General features: G+C 58.1%; 18 protein-coding genes and 2 pseudogenes. 14 read left to right on the top strand and 6 right to left on the bottom strand.

Features of this window, described 5'->3' with window-relative positions; all coding sequences use genetic code 11:
- Positions 1-113: 113 nt before the first annotated feature.
- Positions 114-1,571, bottom strand: coding sequence for an amino acid permease (locus tag A0U92_RS13805; protein ID WP_077813702.1), 1,458 nt, complete (start codon positions 1,569-1,571; stop codon positions 114-116).
- Positions 1,572-1,742: 171 nt separating this feature from the next.
- Between A0U92_RS13805 and glyA the strand changes: the two genes are divergently transcribed.
- The gene (gene glyA, locus A0U92_RS13800) at positions 1,743-3,032 is read left to right on the top strand and encodes a serine hydroxymethyltransferase (protein WP_077813701.1); all 1,290 of its coding nucleotides are present in this window, start codon (positions 1,743-1,745) and stop codon (positions 3,030-3,032) included.
- Between the two features lie 210 nt (positions 3,033-3,242).
- Here glyA and A0U92_RS13795 read toward each other — a convergent pair whose 3' ends face one another.
- Positions 3,243-3,479, bottom strand: coding sequence for a YiaA/YiaB family inner membrane protein (locus A0U92_RS13795; protein ID WP_077813700.1), 237 nt, complete (start codon positions 3,477-3,479; stop codon positions 3,243-3,245).
- A 145-nt stretch (positions 3,480-3,624) separates the two neighbouring features.
- Between A0U92_RS13795 and A0U92_RS13790 the strand changes: the two genes are divergently transcribed.
- The 4 genes from A0U92_RS13790 (at position 3,625) to A0U92_RS13775 (ending at position 10,391) form a co-directional block, all read left to right on the top strand.
- Positions 3,625-4,212, top strand: coding sequence for a TetR/AcrR family transcriptional regulator (locus A0U92_RS13790; RefSeq protein WP_077813699.1), 588 nt, complete (start codon positions 3,625-3,627; stop codon positions 4,210-4,212).
- Between the two features lie 232 nt (positions 4,213-4,444).
- The gene (locus A0U92_RS13785; RefSeq protein ID WP_077813698.1) at positions 4,445-7,618 is read left to right on the top strand and encodes an efflux RND transporter permease subunit; all 3,174 of its coding nucleotides are present in this window, start codon (positions 4,445-4,447) and stop codon (positions 7,616-7,618) included.
- Positions 7,618-8,802 (top strand): efflux RND transporter periplasmic adaptor subunit, encoded by a 1,185-nt coding sequence (locus tag A0U92_RS13780; RefSeq protein ID WP_077813697.1) that lies wholly within the window; start codon positions 7,618-7,620, stop codon positions 8,800-8,802. The genes A0U92_RS13785 and A0U92_RS13780 overlap by 1 nt, the downstream gene beginning before the upstream one ends.
- Positions 8,799-10,391: an efflux transporter outer membrane subunit gene (locus tag A0U92_RS13775; RefSeq protein ID WP_077813696.1), complete on the top strand. Its 1,593-nt coding sequence runs from the start codon at positions 8,799-8,801 to the stop codon at positions 10,389-10,391. The genes A0U92_RS13780 and A0U92_RS13775 overlap by 4 nt, the downstream gene beginning before the upstream one ends.
- 89 nt (positions 10,392-10,480) lie before the next feature.
- On the opposite strand, the gene A0U92_RS13770 is transcribed toward A0U92_RS13775, so the two are convergent.
- Both A0U92_RS13770 and argE read right to left on the bottom strand, forming a co-directional pair.
- Complete coding sequence (locus A0U92_RS13770) at positions 10,481-11,512, bottom strand: M14 family metallopeptidase (RefSeq protein WP_236748153.1); 1,032 nt, start codon at positions 11,510-11,512, stop codon at positions 10,481-10,483.
- Between the two features lie 19 nt (positions 11,513-11,531).
- Complete coding sequence (argE, locus tag A0U92_RS13765) at positions 11,532-12,755, bottom strand: acetylornithine deacetylase (RefSeq protein WP_077813695.1); 1,224 nt, start codon at positions 12,753-12,755, stop codon at positions 11,532-11,534.
- 164 nt (positions 12,756-12,919) lie between these two features.
- Between argE and A0U92_RS13760 the strand changes: the two are divergent.
- The 3 genes and pseudogenes from A0U92_RS13760 to A0U92_RS13750 form a co-directional block, all read left to right on the top strand.
- Positions 12,920-14,172 (top strand): annotated as a pseudogene (locus A0U92_RS13760) (glycosyltransferase family 4 protein).
- Positions 14,169-15,329 (top strand): glycosyltransferase family 4 protein, encoded by a 1,161-nt coding sequence (locus tag A0U92_RS13755; protein ID WP_077813694.1) that lies wholly within the window; start codon positions 14,169-14,171, stop codon positions 15,327-15,329. Before A0U92_RS13760 ends, A0U92_RS13755 begins: the two are co-directional and overlap by 4 nt.
- A pseudogene (locus A0U92_RS13750) lies at positions 15,322-15,859 on the top strand (IS5 family transposase); the annotation flags it as partial. The gene A0U92_RS13755 and the pseudogene A0U92_RS13750, both read left to right, overlap by 8 nt.
- Positions 15,860-16,016: 157 nt before the next feature.
- Here A0U92_RS13750 and A0U92_RS13745 read toward each other — a convergent pair.
- Positions 16,017-18,419, bottom strand: coding sequence for a TonB-dependent siderophore receptor (locus tag A0U92_RS13745; protein WP_077813692.1), 2,403 nt, complete (start codon positions 18,417-18,419; stop codon positions 16,017-16,019).
- A 758-nt stretch (positions 18,420-19,177) separates the two neighbouring features.
- Entirely contained in the window at positions 19,178-19,543 is a 366-nt protein-coding gene (locus A0U92_RS13735; protein WP_077813690.1) for a hypothetical protein, read from the bottom strand.
- 284 nt (positions 19,544-19,827) lie between these two features.
- On the opposite strand from A0U92_RS13735, the gene A0U92_RS13730 reads away from it, so the two are divergent.
- The 6 genes from A0U92_RS13730 to hisF all read left to right on the top strand — a co-directional run bounded on the left by A0U92_RS13730 (position 19,828) and on the right by hisF (position 26,162).
- Positions 19,828-22,215 (top strand): putative bifunctional diguanylate cyclase/phosphodiesterase, encoded by a 2,388-nt coding sequence (locus A0U92_RS13730; protein WP_077813689.1) that lies wholly within the window; start codon positions 19,828-19,830, stop codon positions 22,213-22,215.
- Positions 22,216-22,332: 117 nt separating this feature from the next.
- Entirely contained in the window at positions 22,333-22,929 is a 597-nt protein-coding gene (hisB, locus tag A0U92_RS13725) for an imidazoleglycerol-phosphate dehydratase HisB (protein WP_077814471.1), read from the top strand.
- A complete protein-coding gene (locus A0U92_RS13720) occupies positions 22,926-23,369 on the top strand; it encodes a hypothetical protein (protein WP_077813688.1) in 444 nt (147 codons plus the stop codon). The genes hisB and A0U92_RS13720 overlap by 4 nt, the downstream gene beginning before the upstream one ends.
- An 8-nt stretch (positions 23,370-23,377) precedes the next feature.
- On the top strand, positions 23,378-24,040 hold the full coding sequence (gene hisH, locus A0U92_RS13715; RefSeq protein ID WP_077814470.1) for an imidazole glycerol phosphate synthase subunit HisH: 663 nt from the start codon (positions 23,378-23,380) through the stop codon (positions 24,038-24,040).
- A complete protein-coding gene (gene hisA, locus A0U92_RS13710) occupies positions 24,040-25,380 on the top strand; it encodes a 1-(5-phosphoribosyl)-5-[(5-phosphoribosylamino)methylideneamino]imidazole-4-carboxamide isomerase (protein ID WP_077813687.1) in 1,341 nt (446 codons plus the stop codon). Before hisH ends, hisA begins: the two co-directional genes overlap by 1 nt.
- Positions 25,380-26,162 (top strand): imidazole glycerol phosphate synthase subunit HisF, encoded by a 783-nt coding sequence (gene hisF, locus A0U92_RS13705; protein WP_077813686.1) that lies wholly within the window; start codon positions 25,380-25,382, stop codon positions 26,160-26,162. The genes hisA and hisF overlap by 1 nt, the downstream gene beginning before the upstream one ends.
- Positions 26,163-26,165 lie beyond the last annotated feature (3 nt).

Here is a 26,165-nt window from a genome sequence, read left to right as displayed (position 1 = left end):
TCTCACTCAAAAAGCGGAAATGGTCCAGTAAGAAAGATGGCAGCCACCTGCCTTTTCAAAATATGACCGTTTCAATACCGGATCATGATTTGCCGATTCAAGCATGCCGGTTCTCAGTCGGCTCCGGCCAATCTGCTTTTCCTGCGTCCATACAGAAAATAAACTCCCAGACCGATCCCGAGCCACACGACGAGCCGAAGCCAGGTCAGGGCGTCCAGAGACATCATGACAACCAGACAGGACAGGATACCAGCCAGCGGAATGACCGGACCGCCCGCCACGCGAAACTTGCGTTCAGCGTCAGGAGCCTGACGGCGCAGCACAAGTACGCCGACACAGACAATGATGAAGGCAAGCAGCGTGCCGATGGACGTCATGTGGCCCAGTTCGGCAATCGGCAGGAAGGCGGCCAGCAGTCCCGTCAGCACCATGAAGAACAGGTTGGACAGCCATGGTGTGTGAAAGCGGGCATGGGTCCGGCTGAACAGCGCGGGCAGGAGACCGTCACGGGACATCGCGAAAAACACGCGGCTCTGTCCGAGCAGCAGCATCAGAAGTACGGATGTGAAACCACAGATGATGCCGAATTTGACGGCAAGCTGGAGCCACGCGATGTGCGTCCGGTCGATGGCCGTGGCGACAGGCGCAGGATCTCCGGCCATATCGGCGTAGTTCACGATTCCGGTCAGCACAAAGGAAAAACTGACATAAGCCAGCGCGCAGATCGCCAGACTGCCGAGAATGCCGATGGGGATATCACGCTTGGGATTTCTGGTCTCCTGCGCGGCGGTCGAAAGCGCATCGAAGCCGATATAGGCGAAGAAAATGGTGCCTGCCGCCCGCATGACGCCTGACACGCCGAAATGACCGAACGTTCCTTCGTTGGGCGGAATGAAGGGGTGATAGTTGGCTGTGTCGATCCAGGGGATGCCGAAGCCGATGAAGGCGGCGATGACCGAGAGCTTGAGGACGACGATGACCGCATTGAATCTCGCCGAGGCGGAGGTGCCCCGGATCAGCAGCAGGGAGACGAGAATGATGATGAAGGCCGCCGGTATGTTGGCTATGCCGCTGGCGGTGCCGCCATCCGCCAGATGGACGGTCTGAAACGGTGAGGCGGTCAGTCGTGCTGGAAGACGGATTCCCCACCCGGCGAGGAGTGAAGTCACATAGCCCGACCAACTGACCGAGACGGTCGCGGCCCCGACGGCATATTCCAGAACCAGATCCCAGCCGATGATCCACGCGACCAGTTCACCCATCGTCACATAGGCGTAGGAGTAGGCGCTTCCGGCCACCGGGATCATGCCCGCCAGCTCGCTGTAGCAGAGACCGGCAAACCCGCAGGCGATGGCGGCGATGATGTAGGACAGGGTTACGGCTGGTCCCGCATTGTCGCCAGCCGCAATGCCCGTCAGCGAGAACAGTCCCGCGCCGATGGTGGCGCCCACGCCAAGAGCGACAAGGGTGGCCGGACCCAGCACGCGTTTGAGGCCGCTCTTCTCAGGAGTGGCAGTGATGGATTTGCGGCGGAACAGGGAGGATGCGCCGGGCCGGGGCGGTTGAGGCATGGGTAAGGCTGTCCTTGAAACTCTCTATGCAGAGCATCTATGCGCGAGGTGTGGTTTTCCGTCCATGAAAAGGCTACAATCGCGCCAACAGCAAGGTACGTTTCGGGTTGGGTGTCCGGTTCCGGCGCGGCCTGCTTTTGTGATGAGTGGCTCTGGGACAGGGAGTTTCAAATGAGCGAGACGGATCTGCATCGCTTTTTTCAATCTTCGCTGGCATCTGTTGACGCGGAAGTTGCGTCGGCGATTGCGAGCGAGTTCGAGCGTCAGCGCGACGGGATCGAGCTGATTGCGTCGGAGAACATGGTGTCGGAGGCTGTTCTTCAGGCTCAGGGCAGCGTTCTGACGAACAAATACGCCGAGGGTTACCCGGGTCGCCGCTACTATGGCGGCTGCTCCGAGGTCGATAAGGTCGAGACGCTGGCCATCGAACGCGCCAGGAAGATGTTCGGCGCGGGCTTCGCCAACGTGCAGCCGCACTCGGGCGCCAACGCCAACCAGGCGGCCTTCATGGCCGTCGTGGCGCCGGGCGACACGGTGCTGGGCATGAGCCTCGCCGCCGGTGGCCATCTCACACACGGCGCGGCCCCGAACTATTCCGGCAAATGGTTCAACGCCGTGCAGTATGGCGTGCGCCAGCAGGACGGCCATCTCGACTACGAAGAGATGGAATCCCTCGCCCGCGAGCACAAGCCGAAGCTGATCGTCGCCGGCAGCTCCGCCTATCCGCGGATCATCGACTTCGCCCGCTTCCGCAGGATCGCTGACGAGGTCGGCGCTTTCCTGATGGTCGATATGGCGCACTTCGCCGGTCTGGTGGCGGCCGGCCTGTATCCGAGCCCGATCCCGCACGCCGACATCGTCACGACCACGACGCACAAGACCCTGCGCGGTCCGCGCGGCGGCCTGATCCTGACGAACGACGAGGCGCTGGCCAAGAAGATCAACTCCGCCGTGTTCCCCGGCCTGCAGGGCGGCCCGCTGATGCACGTGATCGCCGCCAAGGCCGTCGCGTTCGGCGAGGCGCTGAAGCCGGAGTTTGCCGAGTATCAGAAGGCCGTCGCCGCCAACGCGAAGGTGCTGGGCGAGACGCTGGTGGCGCGTGGCTTCGACCTCGTGACCGGCGGCACGGACAGCCATCTGCTGCTGGTTGATCTGCGTCCGAAGAAGGTGACGGGCAAGATCGCGGAGAAGGCTCTGGAGCGCGCGGGCATCACGGCGAACAAGAACGCCGTGCCGTTCGACCCGGAGAAACCTGCGATCACGTCAGGCATCCGTCTGGGCAGCCCGGCGGCGACGGCGCGTGGTTTCCGCGAGGCCGAGTTCCGTCAGGTGGGCGAGATGATCGACGAGGTTCTGACCGCGCTGGCCGCGTCCGGCGGCGAGGGGGACGCCGCCGTCGAGAACGCCGTACACGAACGCGTCAAGGCGCTCTGTGCTCAGTTCCCGATCTATAAGCGGTAATTCGATTTCCGCCTGTAGGGTTTGTGAGAAAGAGAGGCCATTGCGCCTCTCTTTTTTTTGTTTGCGATTATAACGTGTTGTGGGAAAGGTCCGCTTTTTCTCCTTGGTATTTTCCCCCACACTATAAATGCTTCAGATTCTGTCGACCTCGCTCAGTTGGCCGACAGAACTGGATGCCTCAGTCTCAATCCGGAAAAACCCTCTTATGTTCTAAGAGTTTTTAGCCGCTTCAACTTCCGCCTGATCGCGCAGGGTGCGTGACAGGGAAATGGACGACTGCACCAGAAACAGTCCTGAAAGACCCAGATAGGCTCGCAGCCAGCTTTCCATCGGCATGTAGATGACGGCAATCGCCATGGAGAGCAGGGCGACAACAAAGCTGATCCAGGTGAACATGACCCAGCTTGAGGAAACGGTGATGCTGGTGTTGGAACGAGATGCGCTCATGGTTTGTGACCTTGTTGATGTGTTGTTACTGAACATTGTTCATAATGAACGCTGTTCAGCAATGCAAGTGAGAAAATGAACATCGTTCACTTTTTTGCCGTTCCTGTCATAATGGGGAGAGGCAAGACGCACGGGAGAGTGAAACGTGGCGCGAAAAGGCAAGGACCCGGAAGCGCTCAGAAGCGCCATCACGGATGCGGCGGAACAGATCATCATCCAGGAAGGGTTTCGGGCCTGCTCCGCACGTGCCGTGACAGGAAAGGCAGGCTGTGCGCTGGGCTCTCTCGGTTACCTTTTCGGCGGACTGGACAATGTGATTCTGGAGGTGAACGCCCGCACGCTTCTGGAGATGGGAAACTTCATGTTTGCCGAAGCGGAAAAAATGTCAGGCTCCACATCGAAAAAGCTGGAAGCGCTGGCCCTGGGATACTTCAGATATGCCCGTGATCATCTGAACCGCTGGGAGGCGCTGTTTGCCTTGCGCTGGGCCGCTCAGGAAGCGCTGCCATCTGATTATCTCGCCCTGCGCGGCAATCTTCTGGATCGCATCGCCACGCTTTTCGCGGAGGATATGCCTCTCACGGTGCCGGAACGGTCCGTACTCGCCCGTACGATGTACGAAGCCGTCCATGGCATCGTCGTTCTGGGTCTTGATCGCAGGCTTGGCGGCAGTCACGAGGATGTTGAGGGACGGATCAGGCTTCTGGTCGGAAAAATGCTCATTCAGATCTGAAAAAAACAGAAAATGTCCTGATCGGGTGTGATCAGGATGAACGACAGCTCCTCGGCAAGGGGAAGAAGCAGGATTCTATTTAAAAAAGAATTTTATATCAGTCATTCCGCAAAGATGGATATGTCAAAAAATGTCTGGATGCAGTGCTGCTGCGACCGGATAGCCCGTCATGTGCGCTGCTTCTTTTCCGGAGCGGTGGCAGGACCCTGCTCACTTAACGCAAGGCAGTTCGATGAATGCAATCGTCGTCACCGCTCTGCGGCGGCCTTACACCTTTGTTGTTCTCTCGATTCTGATTGTCATGTTCGGGTTTCTTTCTATCAAAAAGACCCCGACTGACGTTTTTCCGAACATCAGAATCCCGGCCATCGCAGTCGTCTGGTCCTATTCGGGGATGCTCCCCGAAGAGTTCGCTGGCCGTATCATGTACAACTTCGAGCAAGGTGTGACCTCCACTGTGGAGGGAATCGAGCATATGGAAGCCGATTCCTTCTATGGGCGAGGAATCGTCAAGATCTACTTCCAGCCCGGAACTGATATCGGGGCCGCCGAAGCGGACGTGACCGCCATCTCGCAGACGGTCCTCCAGCAGTTGCCGGAACATATCGCTGCGCCGATGATCATGCGGCTTGAAGCATCATCGGTGCCGGTCATCACGCTGAAGCTGACATCCGATACGATGACACCATCGGATCTGTTCAAGCTGGCCTTTATCCGTGTGCGATCCCTGCTTGTTACGGTGCCTGGAGCCGTCGTGCCGCATCCTTATGGCGGCATGGACAGTTTCGTGATGATTGCGCTCAATCAGAAGGAGTTGCAGGCACACCACCTTTCCGCGATGGATGTGCAGAACGCCCTTGACCGACAGAACGTCGTGCGTCCGGCTGGTGACCAGAAGATTGGTGCGACCGACTGGATGGTGCAGACCAATGCGACGCCGCGAACGCTGGAGGATATCGCCGATATTCCGATCAAGCGTGTTGGGAACGCCGTGGTCTATATTCATGATGTTGGTGAAGTCTATCGCGGCGGACATCCACAGACAAACAGTGTGATCGTCAAGGGACGGCAGGCTGTTATCATGGTCGTCATGAAGAGCGGTGAGGCATCGACTCTCAGCGTTGTGGATGGCGTCCGGAAAATGATGCCGCGCCTTCAGGCTGTCCTGCCTTCTGCGGTAAAACTCAGCATCCTGAATGATGCTTCCGGTTTCGTGAAGGACTCCATCACGGACGTGCTCAGGGAAATGGCAACAGCTGCTGCCTTGACCGGACTTGTCGTGCTGCTTTTCCTCGGGTCATGGCGTCCGACTGTCATTATCGCCACCTCCATTCCTCTTGCCATTCTCTGCTCCATCATCGGACTCGGCTGGGCCGGACAAACCATCAATGTCATGACACTTGGTGGCCTTGCTCTCGCAGTGGGTATCCTCGTGGATGACGCCACAGTGATGATCGAGAACATCGATACACATCTGGAGATGGGTAAGGAGCTGGAAGAAGCGATTATCGATGCAGCCAATCAGATCGTGATCCCGACCTTCGTGTCCACGACCTGTATCTGCATTGTCTGGCTGCCTCTTTTCGAGTTGGATGGCGTCGCCGGCTGGCTGTTCATGCCGATGGCTGAAGCCATCATCTTCGCGATGATCGCGTCTTTCATCCTCTCGCGTACGCTTGTTCCGACCATGGCGAAGTTTCTTCTGGCAGGTCATGTACATGTTGGCGCTCACGGTCAGGAACATGAAGCTCTGCCGCATGGGCACAATGCATTCACTCGTTTCCAGAAAGGATTTGAGCGGAAATTCACGGCTTTCCGTGAAGGATATGGATCACTGCTTGAGCGTCTGATTGCCAATCGGCGCTCATTCGTCACGGTGTTTCTTGGCGCGTCCGTTCTCTCCTGTGGTCTCTACGCGGTCGCCGGGCAGGACTTCTTTCCGGAAATCAAATCTGATCAGTTGCAGATGCACATGCGTGCGCCGCTTGGGTCACGTATTGAAGTCGCCAGCCGCACCGCCACTCTGGTCAGTGATCGTATTCACGAGCTTCTGGATGGAAAGGTTGAGGATGTAGTCAGTAACTGTGGTCTGCCGGAAGGACCGCATAACCAGGCCTTTATTCCGACACCGACGCTTGGTTCGCAGGATTGCGATCTGACGATCACACTGAAGGATGAAGCGTCACCTGTTTGGGACTACCGCGCCATCCTGCGTCGCGGCCTTTCTGCGAGCTTCCCGGGAACAGTCTTTACATTCCAGCCGGCTGACCTGACAGCAAAAATTCTGAACTTTGGTTCACCTTCGCCAATCGATGTGAAAGTGACCGGTCCGGATCTGCAGGCAAGCTATAAATATGCTGTCGCGCTGGCTAACAGAATTCGGAAAGTATCGGGTGCTGCGGATGTATCGTTGCAGCAGACCATGCGCACGCCGACTCTTTTCGTGCAGGGTGATCGTACGTTCGAACAGGCAACCGGAATCGATGAAGGCAATCTTGCCGACAACGAACTGATGACATTGTCCGGAAGCTCTCAGGTCGACCCGCAATACTGGTTTGATCCGAAAATGGGTGTGACATTCACTCTGAATACCTACGTCTCGCAAGATCAGCTGGCGCACTACAATGATCTTCTGACCATTCCGGTGGACAAAGGTGACGGTGATCCTTCAGGAAAATCCATGCAGCTTCTCGGAGCAATGAGCAAAATCAATGCTATCGGTACGCCTGGCGAAGTTTCTCACTACAACTCCATGCCTGCCTTCGACATCTATGTGTCGGCAGAAGGAACGGATCTTGGATCGGTTCTGAAGGGCGTGAAGCGTGAAGTGGCTGCGACAAGCAAGGATGTACCGCGTGGTGCTGCTGTCGATATTGAAGGTCAGGCCACGACCATGAGCACTGCTTATGTGGAGCTGGTTGCGGGTCTGATGGTCTCCATTGTGCTGATCTATCTTCTGATTGTCGTGAACTTTCAGTCCTGGCTTGATCCTTTCATCATCATCTCGGCCCTGCCGGGGGCGCTGGCAGGTATTGCATGGAGCCTGTTCCTGACCAGGACGCATCTTTCTGTCCCGGCATTGACGGGTGCGATCATGTGCATGGGAACAGCCACCGCCAACTCCATTCTCGTCGTTGATTACGCAAGAGAACGGCTCAGCTTACATGGAGAGCCGCTCAGGGCGGCGCTGGAAGCGGGTTACGGTCGTATCCGTCCGGTAATCATGACCGCGAGCGCGATGATTGTCGGTATGGTGCCCATGTCGATCAGCAACTCCCAGAATGCGCCGCTGGGCAAGGCTGTCATCGGCGGTCTTCTGGTGGCGACGGTTTCGACTCTCCTTTTTGTTCCATGTGTCTATGCAATTTTCTACAGCCGAAAATCTTCTCGTAAGGAGGCCGTGTGATGGCGCGCTCGATCCGTCAATATTCCGGATTGTTTCTGGTTGCCGGCGTGCTTGTGCTGGCCTCAGGGTATGTGATTGTCGAAAGGATGCACTCTGCTCACGAGGTGAAGCTTGTCACCGAACACAGTGCTGTTCCTGATGTGGAAGTTGTCACACCTGAGCCCGGGGCGAAAATGCTGGCGCTGACACTGCCGGGCACGATCGACGCTTGGTATCAGGCGCCGATCTATCCGCAGGCGTCCGGTTATGTGAAAATGTGGTATAAGGATTTCGGATCCGATGTGAAAGCGGGCGATGTCCTCGCGGAAATCAATGCGCCTGGCCTGGATGCCCAGTATGCGCAGGCCAAAGCAGATCTGGAGGCCCAGTCAGCGAAATATAACCTGACGGTTGTCAGCGCGAACCGCTGGCATGCGATGGCGCAGTCACAGGCTGTGTCAGGCCAGTCCGTGTCAGTGGCGGATGCAAACCGTAAGTCCGGCTATGCGGAAATGCAGGCATCCGAGCATAATCTGGATCGCTTTGCTGCTCTGGAAAAATTCAAGACAGTCGTGTCTCCGTTCGATGGGGTCGTGACTTCCCGTGATATCAACGTGGGAGATTACGTCAGCGCCGGTGGCGGCGAGCACTCTGCCAGCGGTGACGCCAACCAGATGTTCGTCGTTTCCGATATGCACCGGATGCGGCTGTTTGTTTCCGTTCCTGAAGTCTTTTCCTACATGCTTAAACCGGGTCTCACGGCTACGGTGTCGGTTCCCCAGTTTCCCAACAAGGTCTTTGAGGCGCAGTTCCTGACTGTCGCCAAAGGCTATGATCCCAACACACGAACGGCTGTCACGGAATTTACGATTGAAAATCCGGATCACCTGCTCTGGCCGGGAACATTTGCCTCCGTTCACCTGAAAGCGCCCGCAGAAGGCGGGATCTGGCAGATCCCGACGTCAACGCTGGTTTTTCAGGAAGCCGGGATGCAGGTCGCTGTTGTGGGTAGCGACAACCATGCGCATTTCCGTTCCATTGTGGTGGGGCGGATGGCGGATACACGCACAGACGTGATTTCAGGCTTGCAGCCGGGAGACCGGATCATCCGTAACCCGCCTGCTGACCTTCTGGAAAATCAGGAAGTACGGGTGGTCACGCCTGCGAAGGGATACGAGCGTGAAGATGCGGAGATCGAAGGATGACACAGCTTTCGATGGCATCGTCATACTGTCTGAAACGCTTTCTGACCGGGACGTTCGCCTGTCTCTCTGTCGTGGCCTTGTCCGGGTGCGATCTCGCACCCCGCTATGAGGCGCCACACTTTGTCGTTCCGGATAGCTGGACCGGACAAGTACCCTTTGCGAAGGCGACACCCGCAGAATTGCAGATTCCCTCCAACTGGTGGACATTGCTTGGTGATCCGGTTCTGGATGATCTTGAGCAGCGCACTCTTGAACAAAACGCGGACCTGCAGGCGGCCGCCGAACGATTTGTGCAGGCGCGTTCCCTTGTCATGAAAGCGCGTGCGGATCTTCTGCCTCATTTCGGACTGGCCTTTGGAGCTTCTGACAATAAACAGTCAGCAGATGAATTGTTCCGCTACAAGGGAGCCACAACGGCGACTGATGAATTTTATGGGGGACTGGCCTCATGGGAGCCGGATTTCTGGTCAGAGATCCGTAATCAGGTCAGGATGCAGAAATTTGCGGCTCAGGAAAAAGCCGCTGATTTTGCGGCGGTTCGCTTGAGTATGGAAGCGGATCTGGCGTCGGATTATATTGCTCTCAGGGGGTATGACGCGCAGGACGCCATCTATCGTCAGTCCATTGCCTATTATGCCAAAGCCGTCGATATGACCCGCACGCAGCTTGATAATCAGGCGGCGCCTCGGCTTGATCTCGCAAGGGCGCAGAACAGGCTTTACGTGGCGCAGGCGGCCGAACTCGATGTTCAGGCGCAGCGGGAGGTCACGGAGCATGCGATCGCCATTCTGACGAACACCGCTCCTGAAAGTTTTCACATCGCGCCACGGAATGTCTTCTCGTTCCGAAAAGTTGATGTCTCCGTTGGTGTTCCCTCAGAGCTTCTGCAGCGACGGCCTGATATTGCAGCGGCAGAACGGGTGATGGCTCAGGCCAATCGCTCCATCGGAGTTGCAAGAGCGGCCTTTTATCCGCACATCTCCTTGCGGGCCAATGGTGGTTTCAACGCCAACGGTTTCGATCTTGCAAAGCTGGCGAACAGCATGTGGAGTTATGGCGCGTCCGCTTCGATGCCGATTTTTGAAGGCGGCCTGCGTCGTGCGGCGCTTCAGTACTCCTGGTCTGTCTACCGTGAGACACGTGATTCCTATCGTTCCACAATACTCAGCGCATTCAGGGAAGTGGAGGATGAGCAGTCACGGGTCAGGCTGCTGCGTCAGGAAGATACGCGCCTCAAAGGGGCGGTCAACACAGCGATGGACATGCAGAGCATGACGATGACGCTGTATAAAGGAGGATTGTCGAATTACCTCGATGCGATCGTGGCGCAGGAAGCGGCTCTGGATGCGAGTATCGCGGAAGTGCAGGTGGCGGTCAGGGCTGAGCAGGCGCTCGTTGGTCTGATCCGGTCCACAGGAGGAGGCTGGACTGACAGGTTGCTGCCGACCCCTGACCAGACAATGACCTTTGATGTCTTGCAGTATGATAAACTGCATTATCCCAAGCCAGCAGGTGGCATTGCAGCGCAGACGCCCGAGCAGTTCGAAAATCTCGTGACAGGTCATGCTGTTCAGCCTGGAGCGCCTTAGTCCCCGAGACCGTTGCATAATTCCGCCTATGAGGCTTTTTGCAAAACGCTTCAGGTAACTGGTTGGTCTGAATGACAGCAGTCTGTCGTTCAGACCGCCTTTGCCGGCCTGATGCGGGCAAGACGCACTGCTGTATGGTGTCGTGCGGCTCTAAAATTCGGCATCACCAGAAGGCAGTTATCGTAAGGCGTCCGGATTTCGTCATGCCCATCACGAGCAATCAGCGTTCCCCGATGGGGGATGAGAGCACCGCTTGGAAAAAGTTCTGTAAACGTGAAATGCCCTGTGTGCGCGGTGATCCGGTGCGTGACGTCTGCAACTTTCAGGAGAGCGTCCGACTTTTGGATTTCTTTTTCCGTTTCTGAAATCGACAGAAACCGCCGGACACTCTGTTGAGTGGTTCTCAGAGAGGCCCATGTCCAGTGCTGACCTGCCTCCAGAAGGCAGGCCTGTGCAGCAGACTCCGGATGGCTGAAGTGTTGCAGGTCGATCAGTCTGGGGCCGGCGCGATGTCCGTCATCCACGACAATCAGAGAAGGAGTGCCGATAGATTCCGCCAGTGAAACGCCTTTTTCTGATGGTCCTGCCAGTATGAGTGGATCGGCTGGCCATAGCATGGAATGCAGATCGAGAAGTCTGTCGACCGTGCTGATATAGGGCAGCAGCTGACGGACACGGGCCCGTTCGCTGGAGCGCGGGACTGACGTTGCGGAATCGGTGTCCCATAACCGGTTCATGTCTTCATCCACAAACCGGGACATGATCGGGTTTTGTGGAGAGAAGCGCGCGAAAGCCGACAGATTCAGAAAAATCAGCGACAGCGTGCCGCGTCGGGGAACAAAGCCTTGCCTGAGCAGATCAGCCAGAACGATGGCGCCTGCATATTCGTTCCCGTGCATGAGGGCGGTGACGGCGACATGGGGACCCGGCAATGGACCGGAAAGACGATGCACGCCGGGAATGCCGACATTCCCCTCCCGCCAGGGCGAGAGATCCGGCTGGGTCAGTTCAAGCGGCAACGAGGGAAGGTTGGGTAAGGAAGGCGGCAACTGATCGGACAGTCGGCGTGTGGGTGTCGTGCGGACAGAATAATCTTCGCCGGAGGGGGTGGGAGTATCCATGACGTGTGGCTGGCCGCCTTTACGTCTTGTGGGTGAGGAGAGGCGGTGTGTCAGCACCGCAGACACGGCGGGTCATGTCACGCAGGAAGTGGTCACATGCCGTAAGCTGGCTACGTTCGATCCATTCATCGGGACGATGAGCCTGTTCGATGCTGCCGGGACCACACACGATGCTGGTCATTCCCGCCTGCTGATAGATCCCGGCTTCCGTTCCGTAAGAGATAAACCCCTCGGCGTTCGTCCCGACGCTTTGGCGCACTACCGTGGCCAGAGGGTCGTTATTCGGAAGGGCCAGGGGTGGCAGTTCGTTGATGACCTCGAAGGTCAGCCCGCAGTCCGGCGACGTGTCTTTCATCCAGCGGTCAGTTCCGGCCAGCGCCTGCTTCATGCGGTCGAGCAGCTCATGCGCGTCATCACCGGGAACCGTGCGCCATTCGATTTCCGCTTCCGCATGTTCGGGGATGATGTTGAGCGCTACACCACCGCTGGCCAGCCCGATCTGGATCGTGGAATGCGGCGGATGAAATCCCTCAACCTGCCTGCCTTCGAACGCAAAACGGCGAGCTTCCCCGGCAACCCACGCCATGGCTTCTCCAAGCGCATGAAGAGCATTCACGCCGTCCGCCGGATAGGCCGAGTGACCCGCCTTGCCACGTGCGGTCAGCCGGACGGACAGACGTCCCTTGTGCCCGATGACCGGTAGCATGAGAGTCGGCTCTCCGACGACACACCATGATGGCAGGATATTGTTGGCCTGAGCGTGCTGCATGGCGATCCGCGCGCCGTTGCAGGTGACCTCTTCATCGTGGGTAAAGAGCATGTGGACGGGACGCTTCAGATCCATGGCCGCCAGATCGGGCACGGCTGCCAGCATGCAGGCCACAAAGCCCTTCATGTCGGCGGTCCCGCGCGCCGTCAGCCGGCTGCCGTTTTCGTGGAGCTGAAACGGATCGGATGACCAGGTCTGTCCATCCACAGGCACGGTGTCGACATGCCCGGCAAAAGCGAGGCCGCCCGTCCGGTGCGGACCGATGATGGCGTGAAGGTTGGCCTTGGTTTCTTCCGGATTGTAGCTGAGTGACCAGGAGACATCGTGCGCATCCATCCACTCGCCTATCCATCTGATGAGCGGGAGATCGGTGAGGTTGCTGGTCGTATTGAAAGCGATGATGTGGGCCAGCATGGCGACGCTGTCGGTCGAGCCGGGGTGTGGTGCCGGGGAAGGGGCGCGGACGTCATCCATGGGGAGAGAGTATTCACGTCTGGGCGCTGGCTGCAATCCCGGATCATCCACTGTTGACCGTATATGTTTACTGGACGTGCCGCCGCTTTTACGGCACGGGTAATGAACTGTTCAAGTCTTTGAAAGATTTGAATAATTTTTTAGATTATGCGGATTTTCTGGATTTGAATCCCCTCTCTGATAAAGAGTTTCATCCTTTACACAGCCTCTGGCGCAAACTGCCCGCCGAGCCGCGCAGGCGTGGCGCGGCAGGGCTGACGGCGTGGCTGGCGCCGAAAGCGCATCACCCGGCACCTTCCGCTGGTGGCCAGATGCTCGTCGGGGCGAAATCAGCAGAGCCTCTGGTCTGGGCGAGGGCGCACGCATCATGCTGCGGGCTTGCCGGGCGCTGGGTATTCCGGCCAGCGGTTTTCAGGCCAGCCTGTTCGAAGGAACATCATCGCCGCCGGAAGAAGACGGGCTGACCCGGTCTCCTCTGGTGCTGCACGTCAACGCTCCCTCTCTCCCTGCGGTGCTGTTGAAGCTGGGGCGCGGATTTCTGCGTCACCGCCGGATCATCGGATACTGGGCATGGGAACTGCCGGTTCTTCCCCCACTCTGGAAGATGGCTGTGGACTGCGTTCACGAGGTCTGGACGCCGTCGCTGTTTTCCGCCCGGGCGCTTGAAACGATCATGCCGGGCCGCGTGAGGGTTGTGCCCCATGCTCTGGCGGCTGGCCCGCTCCGTCCCTCTCATCTGGGGCGGGGTGCCTTTGGCCTGCCGGAAGACGCGGTGGTCGTGCTGGTCTCTTTCAGTCTGGCTTCCAGTTTTGAGCGCAAGAATCCGCTGGCGGCGATTCAGGCTTTTCGCATGGCGTTCGGTGAGCGCCGCGACCGGTTCCTGCTGCTGAAAGTGTCACACGCCGGGCGCTACCGGGAAGACATGGAGCGCCTGAGGGCTGCCATTGCCGGAGCCGGAAATATCCGCATCGAGGAGCGACTGTTTCCGGAGGAGGATTCTCAGGCTCTGATCCAGTGCGCCGATATCGTGCTCTCGCTGCATCGCAGTGAGGGTTTCGGACTCGTTCCGGCAGAAGCCATGCTTCTGGGACGCACAGTGGTGGCGACCGACTGGTCGGCGACGTCGGAATTCCTGAATGATGAGTGTGGCGTGCCTGTTTCTTGCCGTCTGGTGCCTGCTCGCGATCCACGGGGAGTTTTTGAAGCTGAAGGAGCTGTCTGGGCCGAGGCGGACATCGGATCAGCGGTCGCAAACTTGTCCCGCGCTGCTGATGATGTGGTGCTGCGTCAGAGACTGGGCGCGCGGGCAGCGCGTGTCGCACGCGAGCGGTTTTCGGGCAGTGAATTGTTGGCGGCTCATTGGGCGATGACACGTTCCGAAGCGTCACGCGAAGACATGCGGCGAGTGCCGGCATGATAAAGCGCGTTCTTGTCTGGCAATGGGGGCGGCGCGGTGGTGGGCCACGTTTCGGGCTCAACCTCGCTCAGGCGGTCGACCGTCTCCCGGGACGTGAGGTCATGCTGTGTCTTTCCCGCCGTGCCGAAATTCTTACGGCGCCCGGCTTTCCTCGTGACAGGATGACGGTGTGGCAGGTGGAAACTTACGGGAGCCTGGGGGGACTGCTGGTCCGGCTGCTCGGTGCTCCTGTCATTATCCTGCGCCTGCTGAAAAGAATACGACTCTGGAAGCCTGACCTGGCAATCTGCGCCATGACTGGCCCTCTGGATCTGCTGATGGCGTGTGCCCTGCGGTGCGCCGGTGTCCCGTTGATCGTGGTCGTGCACGATGCCGTGCCGCATCCGGGTGATGGTTTTCCTCTCCAGCATACATTGCAGGCTCTCCTGATCCGGCAGGCGCAGGGGATCGTGGCCCTGACGCACCATGTCGCCACTCAGTTGCGGGAGCAGGTGGGACTGCGGGAACGCGAGATCATGGTCGCGAGCCTGCCGCCATTCGATTATCCGACCGTGCAGCGGAATGGCAGCGGAATGCAGCCCGTCGAACGACAGCCTGGTCCTGTGCGACTGCTCATGTTCGGACGGCTTCTGGCCTATAAGGGGCTGGATCTGCTTCTTGAAGCCCTGAAACGTCTGCCGCCGGTTCTCGAGTTTGAATTCCGCATTGTCGGCAGCGGCCCGGACTCGGACGAATTGCGAAAACTGTCGGCTCTCCCGCATGTTTCGGTGGAAAATCGCTGGGTGGAGGAAGATGGGATCGCCAGTGTTATCGGCTGGGCGGATGTGATGGTGCTGCCCTATCGGGAGGCCAGTCAGAGCGGTGTCGGGGCTGTTGCCATTGCCGCCGGAAAACAGGTGCTGGCCACGTGTGTGGGTGGTCTGGAGGAGCAGTTTTCCGGACTTCCCGGTGTTGTTCTGTGCGATGTGAATGTGTCGGCTCTGGCGGGCGCGCTGGAAACCCTGATTGCTGCGGGACCGGCACTGCCGGCAAGACCGGCAAGACAGACCGATATTCTTTGGGAGAGAATGGCGGCGAACATGCTGGCGGATGTTGAAAAATGCAGGCGTCTTCAGGTGGCGAGGCAGGAGAGGGCGGTTGTGACGCCATTTTCATGAGATTATGAAAATTTTGTCGACGATCGCCGATCGCGACAACGCGTATCTGATGATCGACAGCACGATTGTCCGGGCGCACCAGCACAGTGCCGGAGCCCTCAAAAAGAGGCGCGGATCAGGCCATCGGACGCTCACGAGGCGGACTGACCACGAATATCCATGCCATCTGCGATATGCTGGGTAATTTGGTGGAACTCGACATGACGCCGGGTCAGGATGCCGATATTGCTCAGGCAAAACCACTTCTGGAAAACATCGACCCGGAGGTTCTCCTTGCCGACAGGGCGTATGATGCGGACAGGTTGATCGATCGGCTGACAGAGCGCCGGATTATCTCGATCATTCCACCAAAACGGAACAGAACGACACAACGAAAAACAGACTTCGCCCTCTACAGGGAGAGAAACCTTATCGAGCGGCTCCTCAATAAACTCAAACAGTTCCGCGCTCTCGCAACCCGATACGATAAACTCAAATCTACCTTTCTCGCAGCCGTTCAGTTCGCCTCAATCATCATCCTGCCTAACTGACGACACGCCCCGGAACATTTTTCTATTCAAAAGATGTTCAATGAACATCAGGAAAAATATCGGAAAAATTACCGTCTTTCATTCAGCTCGTTGGAATTGATCCGCTTGTCGCTTTGGCCCGAGGCGCTGCAAACAAGCGGATTTTCGTGAAAGCGGATCAGAACTCTGCCGACAGGGTGAAGTGATAGACGCGGGGCAGTCCGGCATACAGGCTGGACGCCGCGCCTGATGTGCCGCTGGGCGAACCGGTATAAACGGACGCCCAGTAGCGTTCGTTTGTCACATTGCTGACGCCGAACCGCGCAACCCATGGAAATCTGGCGACATGGAAGGCGTAGCGCGTGCCGAGTTCAAGAGTGGTGTAGGAACCGGTATGCAGCGTGTTGGTGACATTGGCCGCACGGTTGCCCATGTAATGCACGCCGGCATTGAAGGCGAAGCCCGAGGCGAAGGACCCAAGCGACGCCGACAGGCGATAATCAAGCAGGAGGCTGGCCTGAAGAGGCGCCGCGCCGACGATTTCCTTCTTGTTGAGTGTGGGAGAGGCCGCGTGGACCAGTTCCGCATCAAGCCAGGTCATACCAGCAAGAACGGACAGGTTGGGCAGGACTTCACCAGAAATCTGCGCTTCAACACCGTAATTCCGCTGCGTTCCGCCATACTGATAGGTCTGGCAGTTGGTTCCGGCCGAACAGCCCTGTGAGGGATTCGCAGCGGCGACATACAGGGCGTAAGGCGAGGTGATTCTGAAACCGGCCACGTTGAACTGCATTTTCTGGAGAAAGCGCAGCTTGTAGCCGACTTCATATTCCTCGGAATGCGCGATCGGGAGTGCGATATTTGTATTGGTATAGCTGGCGCTGTTGGGGGTGACAGGGCCTGCTTCAACCGACCGGCCATATGTGAAGTAGATCGTCTGATTTTCGGTTGGCTTGTACATGATGCTTGTCGTCGGGCTGAAAGCCGCCGATTTGCTGAATCTTTTCACAAGCGGACTGGTGGCGTTCAGCGCGCCTTCCTGATTGATCCAGCTCCAGGCCAGTGTTCCCATGATCGACCAGTGCTCGTTGATTTTCAGCGTATCACCAATGATGAAGGCCTGACTGGTCACACTGCTGGATTTGTAGCGGCCGCGGTAATAGGGCTGCGTGCCGCCATCGGGGGAAGGGCCATACATATTCATGACGCCGAGATTCTGGGCGCTCGTCACGGCAGCGACAGGGTTGTAGTTACCCATCATGTAGCCGTTGGTGCCGATGACCAGATCATGCCGGATCGGGCCGGTGTAAACACGCCCGTTGAAATAGGCCATGTTGCTGCCGACACGAAAATCGTCAGCCGTGGTCGTGGCTGTCGCCTTCGAGCTGTACCAGCCGTCACTGCCGGTCTTTCCACCGCAGGACTTGCCGCCGTCGCAGAGCGTATCAGTCACACCGAAAGCCTGCCGCGCAGCATCCTGATACAGGCCGCCGAGAGTAAAGCTCCAGTCTTCGTTGATCTGGTGCCTGATCTTGGCAAGAAAAGTGTTGGTTTCCATGTTGTAGCCGCTCCACTGGGGAGCCAGACGCTTGCTCAGGTCCGGCGCTTCGGGCAGCTTGTCGCCGCCAACACCGGTCGCCAGAATACCGAAACCGGGCGCTGTGCCGCGCTGATCGTACGTGTAATGGCTGGCGTCAAGTTCGATGACTGTTTTGTCATCCAGATGGATGTCGAAGTCACCGCTGACCATCTCGCGACGTACCGAACTGCCCTGCGTGTAGGCCGTACCGTCGGCGTGCAGCATATTCAGACGATAGCCGAACCAGCCATTATGACCAAGACGACCGGAAATATCGCCGTTTACGGTCGGTGTGCCGACGGAATCCACACCGACAGACAATCGTTCCGTACGTCGGTCAGTCGGGCGCTTGAGGGTATATTCAAAGACACCTGCCGGGTTCTGTGGCCCGTACATCGCGCCAGCCAGACCATTCAGAACCTGGAGATTGTCCACCCATTCCGCCGGATAAGGCGTGGTGGAGACCACGTTCAGGCCGTCCAGACGAGAGTTGGAAATCACATCCGCCTCGAAACCGCGTGACTGTGGGCGGGACGTGTTGGGGTCGCCGCGAACTTCCAGCTGTACGGAAGGCAGATACTGCGCCAGATCGTTGAGGTTGCGGATCTGCTGATTGACGATGACATCATGCGGAACGCCCATGATGGAATAAGGCGTGTCCAGCGTATCCCGATTGCCCAGCGGTCCGAGATAGACAGTCTTGTTCATGTATTTGGCGCCAGTACCGTCAGCGGCGTGATGACCATGTACGGTGACTGTTTCGCCATTGGAACCATCCAGTATTCCGGCAATGGGAGCGGCTCTGGAAAGTGTGGTGCGGGTTGCTGCTTTTTTGACGGGGATTCCGGTAACAGGCGCTCTGGCTGTCCGGGTTTTTGCTGGTGTCTGTCTGCTGGCCTTGCCTTCCTGCAACGGCTCGGCCGTGGTGGCCAGCGCCGAAGTTGTCAGCAGAACTGATGAAAACGTTCCGGCAATAAAAACAGTAGGGAAGCGGCAAGACATGGGGCGGGTGCGTCCGGAATATGAGCAGGGATATGGTGCAAGCCCTTTATTCCCCTTCAGGCGTGAGGATGTCTATATACGGCGGTATCTAGACATCCAAATGGCGGACGATTGTGAGGTAGTGTTGCCAGAATAATACAGCTACGAATCATCTTTGATCGTGTGGTGATCGGACTGTGAGGTGTCGTCGGTATATATCATGACGCAATCAGCATTATATCCGAGCAGCATTTGTTGGCCTCCATGATGTCAGGTTTGCAGAGACAACGTCCGACTGGCATCTCAGCCGTCCCCTGAGGTGCGGAGGGCATGCGGAATCCGTTGTTTGTGCGGGCGAAATGCGTAAGTGCGTCCAGACAAAGGAAGTCCCGTTCGCGCCCGATATGCAGTATGTTATTGGTGATATTGGGTGAGTTTCTACAGTAATGATAATTATTTATGATTATATCATAAGATTTCAGTGAAAATAAATAAATCCAGAGATCTGAAAATGAATCCGGAATTCAGTATGACATTCCATGCAGGAAAGAAAAATCATCTTTGCAGCCAAGAGAAAATTCCGTGGTCAGAGCCTGCATGAAAGTCGTGATGCACATATGACGAGTGGCGGGTTGCCATTGATATCTGTGTATCTTTTGTTTTTTCAAATGCGACAGGGAATGGTGTCAGAAAAAACGATACCGTTTTCTGTCAATGTCTGGGTGTCAGCTTTCTGAAAATCTTATTTCTATCCATGAAAAATGGTAGTATAAATACTTTCACGAGATGCTTTCATCCGGCGAGTTGTGTGTTCCGTGGGATTTGCAGGCCCTGAGAGGCAGAGCAGCGCAGGGGAGGGGTGTTGAACCCAAAGCGCAGATCGCGGCATCGTATCCGGACGGCTCGGAAGATATCCTGCGCCCCGTGAAATCCTGGAGTTCCAGCCTCTCCTGAAGTCGCAGCGCCTGTGCTCCCCTTTCGAAAACTCCATCTGCCCGCATAGCCGCCGCGCGATAGCCGGGCAGCAGGATGGCGATGCGCCGTCGGCGGATGCCGTCGCTCTGGATAGAAGATTTCTCCTCATCTGACAGGCTCAGGTGGGGAGGCATAATCTGAAGTGCCGTAAGATCACGTGGTTTCGGCAAGTGTCGATACGCCTCCTGTGGTGACGCCAGCCTCAGGGCTGGTGTCAGACGTGTCCTTCAGGAGCCGCTGGCTGCACTGTTCAGGTCCGGGGGAATCTTGTGTTGATGGGCGGGATCATGCCGGAGCAGGTGTACGGCCGAGGGACCGCATGTCCGCCTGGAAATCTTTTTCGAGTGGCTGTCTCTTTTTTAACTCGAGCATCTATTGACTTTATACGATCATTAAGAAGTACGTGCGAGAGTCAGGAGAAAGTTGATGTGTCCCTGAACGGAATGATTCTTGTATGGAACGGCTGTTTACATTTCTTCTCAGTGAACAGCATCTCCGTTCGCATGTGACAGTGGTTCTGCAGGCGTTTCTTTTCGCGGCGCTGGCCATCTTTTTCCTGTCCAGAAACAAATGGTCGATCCCGCTTCGGATCGTGCTGTTTGCCCTGCTTGTTTCCATCGCCGACCTGACAATCTTTTTCGATACATTCTGGTCGACCTATCCCAATCTGCTCTGGAATTTCCCTCAGCCCACGACCGAAATCACGGGTCTGCTGACCTTCTGCTTCGCCGTGGGTGCGGCCTATTTTTATCTGAATGTCAGACGCTCCATCAAAACGGCCATTATGTCTGGAGCCCTGCTGTCGTTCGGTATGGCCTTTTCGGCTTTTGACATTCTTGTCGCGACTGTCAGTCCCGCCACACTTGCGTATGATCTTTCCGCCGTCCTGATTGTACTCGTCATAGGTGCCACCCTGTGCGCTTTTGCCTTCTGGGAGCTTGGAAGCGCCCTGGCGGCCCGCCCCCGGCTGGTCGCAAGCATTCTTCTGGCGTTCGCCCTGGCTCTGCTGCCGCTTGGATCGATGGGGTCCATCCTGCCATTTGATCAGTGGCTGACGGTTATCCAGACACCCGATAGCGCCCTGTTCTCTCCCCTGTCCGTCCTGTGTCTGTCGGGCGGGCTGGCGATGGTGTTTCTTCTTTGTGTTGCATCTCTGCTCGATATCCGTGTTGCGACATCCCAGCAGCGGGAAGGAGACAGGATGCGCCATCTCGCCGATGGCACGTTCGAGGGCATTCTGATCAGTCGCGATGACGTGGTGATGGACGCCAACCTGAGCATTCTCGAGATGACGGGACTGGAGCTGAATGACATCAAGCTGCTGAGGGTGCCTGATCTGTTTTCTGGTGGTTTTGGCGCGCAGAAAGACATGGCGTCCGTTCTGACCGGCCGGATTGGCGCGCCTGAACAGCTTGAATTGCTGGGGCCGGGCGGCCGACGAATCCCTGTTGAGGTTCTGTCGCGCGAAGTGCCTTACGTTGATGGGCAGGCCACTGTGGTCGCCATTCGTGACGTGACGGAACGTAAGGCCGCAGAAGATTATATTCGTTATCTTGCGATGCATGACACATTGACGGCGCTTCCCAACCGTCGGGGGCTGGAGAGTGTTCTTGGTCAGGTTATCGAGCACGCGCTCCAGCATGGAACAATGGCCGCCGTGCTCGGCCTGGATCTGGATGGATTCAAGGCCGTCAACGACTCTCTCGGACATCACGCCGGCGACAAGCTTCTCAAGGAAGTCGCCGTTCGTTTTCAGGCGCAGCTTCGAGACACCGACTACATCGCTCGTCTGGGGGGTGATGAGTTTGTGATCGTCCTGCGTTCGGTAGCAGACATAGATGACGCCATTCATCTGGCGAAAAGACTGATTGCCTGTCTGTGGCAGCCCTTCGCGCTGGGCGGGCATGACGTCTATGTGGGGGTCAGTATTGGTGTCGCCCTTTGTCCACGTGATGGCGACAACACCCAGATGGTTCTGAAAAACGCCGATATCGCCATGTATCAGGCGAAAATCAAAGGCAAGGGGCAGGTCTACGAGTTTCAGGCCGGTATGGAGACGGCTGTGCAGGAGCGGCATGATCTGGAGCTTGATCTGCGTGCCGCGCTGGGGCGGAGTGAATTGCGGATCTATTATCAGCCGCTGTTCGATGTTTCCGGGGTCATCACGGGATTCGAAGCGCTGGCGCGTTGGCCGCACCCTACACGTGGGATGATTCCTCCGGATCGTTTCATTCCACTGGCCGAGGAAACCGGTCTCATCGTGCCGCTGGGAGAGTGGGTCCTGAAAACCGCCTGCGGGGTAGCGGCCGGATGGCAGTCTGATGTGAGTATTGCCGTCAATCTGTCCCCAACCCAGTTCCGGCGTGTGGATCTGGTGAATACCGTCATGAAGACTCTTGAAGAAACAGGGTTGCAGCCTTCCCGTCTTGAGCTTGAGGTGACGGAAACCCTGCTGATGGAAGACGTGCCCAAGGCATTGGCTCTGGTCCGTGACCTGCGGGCGCTCGGGGTTCGCGTGGCGCTTGACGATTTTGGGACCGGCTATTCAAGTCTTGCCTATCTGCACAATTTTCCGTTCGACAAGGTGAAGGTAGACAGGTCGTTCATCAACAAGATCACCAATGACCCGAATGCCTGGACGATTGTTGAGTCCATCATCGTGATGAGTCACAAGCTCAAGCTGCGGGTGACCGCAGAGGGCATCGAGACAGGCGCGCAGCTTTCCCTGCTGGCAGAGCATGGATGTGACGAGATGCAGGGCTTTCTTCTCGGACGTCCGATGCCGGAAAGTCAGGCGTCCAGCCTGATTGAATCTCTCAAGAACCTGCATTCCGTCAGCTGAAAGCTTCATAGGTTCGCGGATCATGTCCGGATGTGCGGAATGGAGCGTCGCACGGCGCCCATGAAACAGGTGGGAACCAATAGCGTTTCTCGCCTTCCTCCTGTATCAGTAGCGCCCATGAACGAAATCCGTACCGCCGCCCTCCACCGCGTAACAACCGAGACTGATATCCGTGTCGCCGTCAATCTGGACGGTAAGGGTGAAGCCTCGATCAGCACCGGCATTGGTTTTTTTGACCATATGCTGACGGCTCTGGCGCGGCACGGGATGCTGGATATCGAGATTGTCGCAAAGGGCGATCTGGAAGTGGATTTCCACCATACCGTGGAAGATGTCGGCATCGCACTGGGGCAGGCTGTGCGGCAGGCGCTTGGAGACAAGCGTGGCGTGCGCCGGTTCGGTCATGCGCTGGTGCCTCTGGATGAGGCGCTGTCGGAGGTGGTGGTGGATCTGTCCGGACGCCCGTTCCTGGCTTGGTCGGTCGTGTTCCCAACCGAAAAGATCGGGGTCATGGACACCGAACTGTTCGAGGAATTTTTCCGGGCGTTCGCCATGGCTTCCATGATTACATTACATGTGACGCAGAAAACGGGCCGTAACAGCCACCACATCGCCGAGAGCGCCTACAAGGCGACAGCGCGGGCGCTGCGGATGGCAGTCGAATACGATGAGCGGGCGGCAGGCGTCATTCCGTCCACCAAGGGGGTCCTGTGAAGGCTTTTTCAGTCTGGTTGCCTGAAGAGGACATTTCAGCGAAACGGAAAAAGGATCAGTTGCCGGTGCTGGTGCCTCAGACGTTTCGATGGAGTGCGCTGCTGTTCGGGGGCGTCGCCCTGATATGGTCGGGAGCCTGGATCTCTGGCAGCCTTTTTCTCGCTGCGTCCATTATCGCGGCGACCCTGCTGGCGAAGCTGTGGATCGCGCCTGCCCTGATGCTGGCCGCCCGTTTCGCTCTGGCGGCGTTCAGCGCGGAAGTGATGGAATGGGAACTGCGGCTGAAAGGGTATGGCGCGGACGGCCTCGTCGTCGGACCAAACCGGGAGACGGCGCTGCTGCGGTATATGGATCGTGCGGTGGATCGCGTTGGATCGCCCGCTGGGTCTGATGAGCGTATCCCAGATCCGTTCGCCGTCGCCTTCACGAGGAGAGTCTGATCGTGGCGATGTCACCGCAGAGCGCTCAGTCTGTTGTCGTCATTGATTATGACGGCGGTAATCTGGCCTCGGCTGCGCGTGCTCTGGAAGAAGCCGCGCGCCTGTCGGGGCTGGCGGCAACCGTCGTGATCACGAATGATCCCGTAAAAGTGCTGGACGCCGATCGGATCGTGTTGCCTGGACAGGGCGCTTTCGCGGATTGCGCTCGTGGGCTGGCGGCTGTCGATGGCCTCAGGGATGCTCTGGACACGGCTGTAGGCAGAGGTGCGCCATTCCTTGGAATCTGCGTGGGCATGCAGTTGATGGCGGAGCGTGGCCTCGAACATGGCGTGACGGACGGGCTTGGCTGGATTGGAGGAGAGATCGCCCCCATGGAGGCGCCGGATCTGCGGCTGCCCCAGATGGGCTGGAACGAACTGATCCTGTCCCGGTCGCATCCGCTGACGGAGGGGCTGGGTGACCGGCCACACGGTTACTTTGTGCATTCCTATGCTCTGACGGGGACCCGGCAGGAAGAACTGCTGGCGACTACCGATTACGGCGGCGCGGTTCCGGCGATTGTGGCGCAGGGCAACAGGGCCGGCACGCAGTTCCATGTAGAGAAAAGCCAGACAGTCGGATTGCGTATTCTGGCCAATTTTCTGCACTGGACACCGGAGGGATCGCTCTGATGAGCGGTGAGACTGGCACACCGGGTCTGATCGCCGAGCGCGTCCAGACGCTGAGCGAGGATGATCTGCAGGCGCTGTGTGAATGCGTCGATGCGTCCATTCTTGAAGGCGGCGGTTTCGCCTGGGTCAGGCCGCAGGGGCGGTCCGTTCTCGAGCGCTATTTCCGGGGTATTCTGCTGGTGCCGGAACGCCTGCTGTTCGTGGCGCGGCAGGATGGAATCATCGTGGGATCGGCGCAGCTGGTCAGGCCGTCCCGCAGCAACGAGGCGCAGGCGATGACCGCCAGCGTCACGCAGTTCCATATTGCGCCTTATGCCCGCGGCATTGGTCTTGGCCGCCTCCTGATCGAGGAAATCATCAAGGGCGCCCGGGCGATGGGCTATCAGTTCCTCAATCTGGACGTGCGGGAGTCCCAGGGGAGAGCGATCGCGCTGTTCCAGACCCTTGGTTTCGAGAAATGGGGGACCAACCCCTATTACGCGCTGGGTGACGGCCAGATGCTGCGTGGCCATTATTTCGTAAAACGCCTTCAGGAAAACAGCCGCCTCCTGCAAAACGGAGCGTCCTCTGAAACCGATCATGGAAAGTCTGCCGACATGACCGCCCGCGCTCTTACCCTCTATCCCGCGATTGATCTCAAGGACGGCGCCTGCGTGCGTCTGCGCCGGGGCGAGATGGATGATGCAACGGTCTATTCGGACGATCCGGGGGCGCAGGCACGGGCCTGGTGTGCCGCGGGCTTCAACTGGCTGCATGTCGTGGATCTGAACGGTGCGTTCGCAGGTCGTTCAGCCAACAACGACGCCGTGAAGCAGATTGTGGCGAATGCGAAGGTGCCGGTGCAGCTTGGTGGCGGTCTCCGTGATCTGGCTGGCATCGAAAGCTGGCTGGAAGCCGGAATTTCCCGTGTGATCCTGGGTTCGGTGGCAGTGAAAAACCCTGATCTGGTCAAGGAAGCCTGTCGCCTGTTCCCAGGACGGATCGTTGCCGGGATTGATGCGCGTATGGGGCTGGTCGCGACAGAGGGCTGGGCCGAAGTGTCTGACATGCAGGCGACGGATCTTGGTCTGCGCATGCAGGATGCCGGGGTGGCGGCGATCATTTTCACCGAGATTACCCGTGACGGCATGTTGCAGGGGCTGGATCTTGAGCAGACGGCTGGTCTGGCGCGGACAGTCTCGGTCCCCGTGATCGCCAGCGGCGGCGTCGGCTCTCTTGATGATCTTGCGGCGCTGCGCCGTGTGGCGGCTGACGTGCCGGGGATCGAGGGCGTGATCGTCGGGCGCGCGCTTTATGATGGACGGATTTCTCCTGCGGATGCGCTGAGAGTTCTGTCCTGATGCTGAAACTGCGTGTCATCCCCTGTCTGGACGTGAAGAACGGGCGTGTGGTGAAGGGCGTCAACTTCGTCTCGCTGCGCGATGCCGGCGATCCTGTCGAGCAGGCTGCCGTCTATGACGCGGCGGGCGCGGATGAACTGACGTTTCTCGACATCACGGCCAGCCACGAGGACCGTGACACCATTCTGGACGTGGTGAGCCGCACGGCGGAGCGTATCTTTCTGCCGCTGACAGTCGGCGGCGGTGTGCGCACGACGGGCGATATGCGACGGCTGCTGCTGGCGGGCGCTGACAAATGCGCCATGAACTCGGCGGCGGTGAAGCGTCCTGAACTGGTCAATGAGGCCGCCAACAAGTTTGGCAGCCAGTGTGTGGTCGTTGGCGTTGACGCGCGTTCGGACGGCAAGGGCGGCTGGGAGGTCTATACCCATGGCGGTCGCACTCCGACCGGCCTTGATGTGGTGGACTGGTGCAGGGACGTGGCGGCTCGTGGTGCGGGCGAAATCCTTTTGACGTCAATGGATCGCGACGGCACACGCTCGGGCTTTGATCTCGACCTGCTGCGGGCGGTGAATGCGGCTGTCCGACTGCCGGTTGTGGCGTCCGGCGGCGTTGGGGCGCTTGAACATTTCGTGGAGGGTGCGCGGGCCGGTGCGACAGGGTTGCTGGCGGCCAGTGTCTTTCATTTCGGGCAGTTCACCGTTCCGCAGGTGAAGCAGGCTCTGGCTGACGCCGGGCTGCCTGTGCGCCCACCCCTTGAAACACTCGACTTCGGCTACTGACCG

Source organism: Acetobacter aceti, from assembly GCF_002005445.1.
In the GTDB taxonomy this organism is placed as follows: domain Bacteria; phylum Pseudomonadota; class Alphaproteobacteria; order Acetobacterales; family Acetobacteraceae; genus Acetobacter; species Acetobacter aceti_B.
Note: the sequence above shows the minus strand (reverse complement) of the source record. Positions and strands in the feature narration are given on the sequence as shown.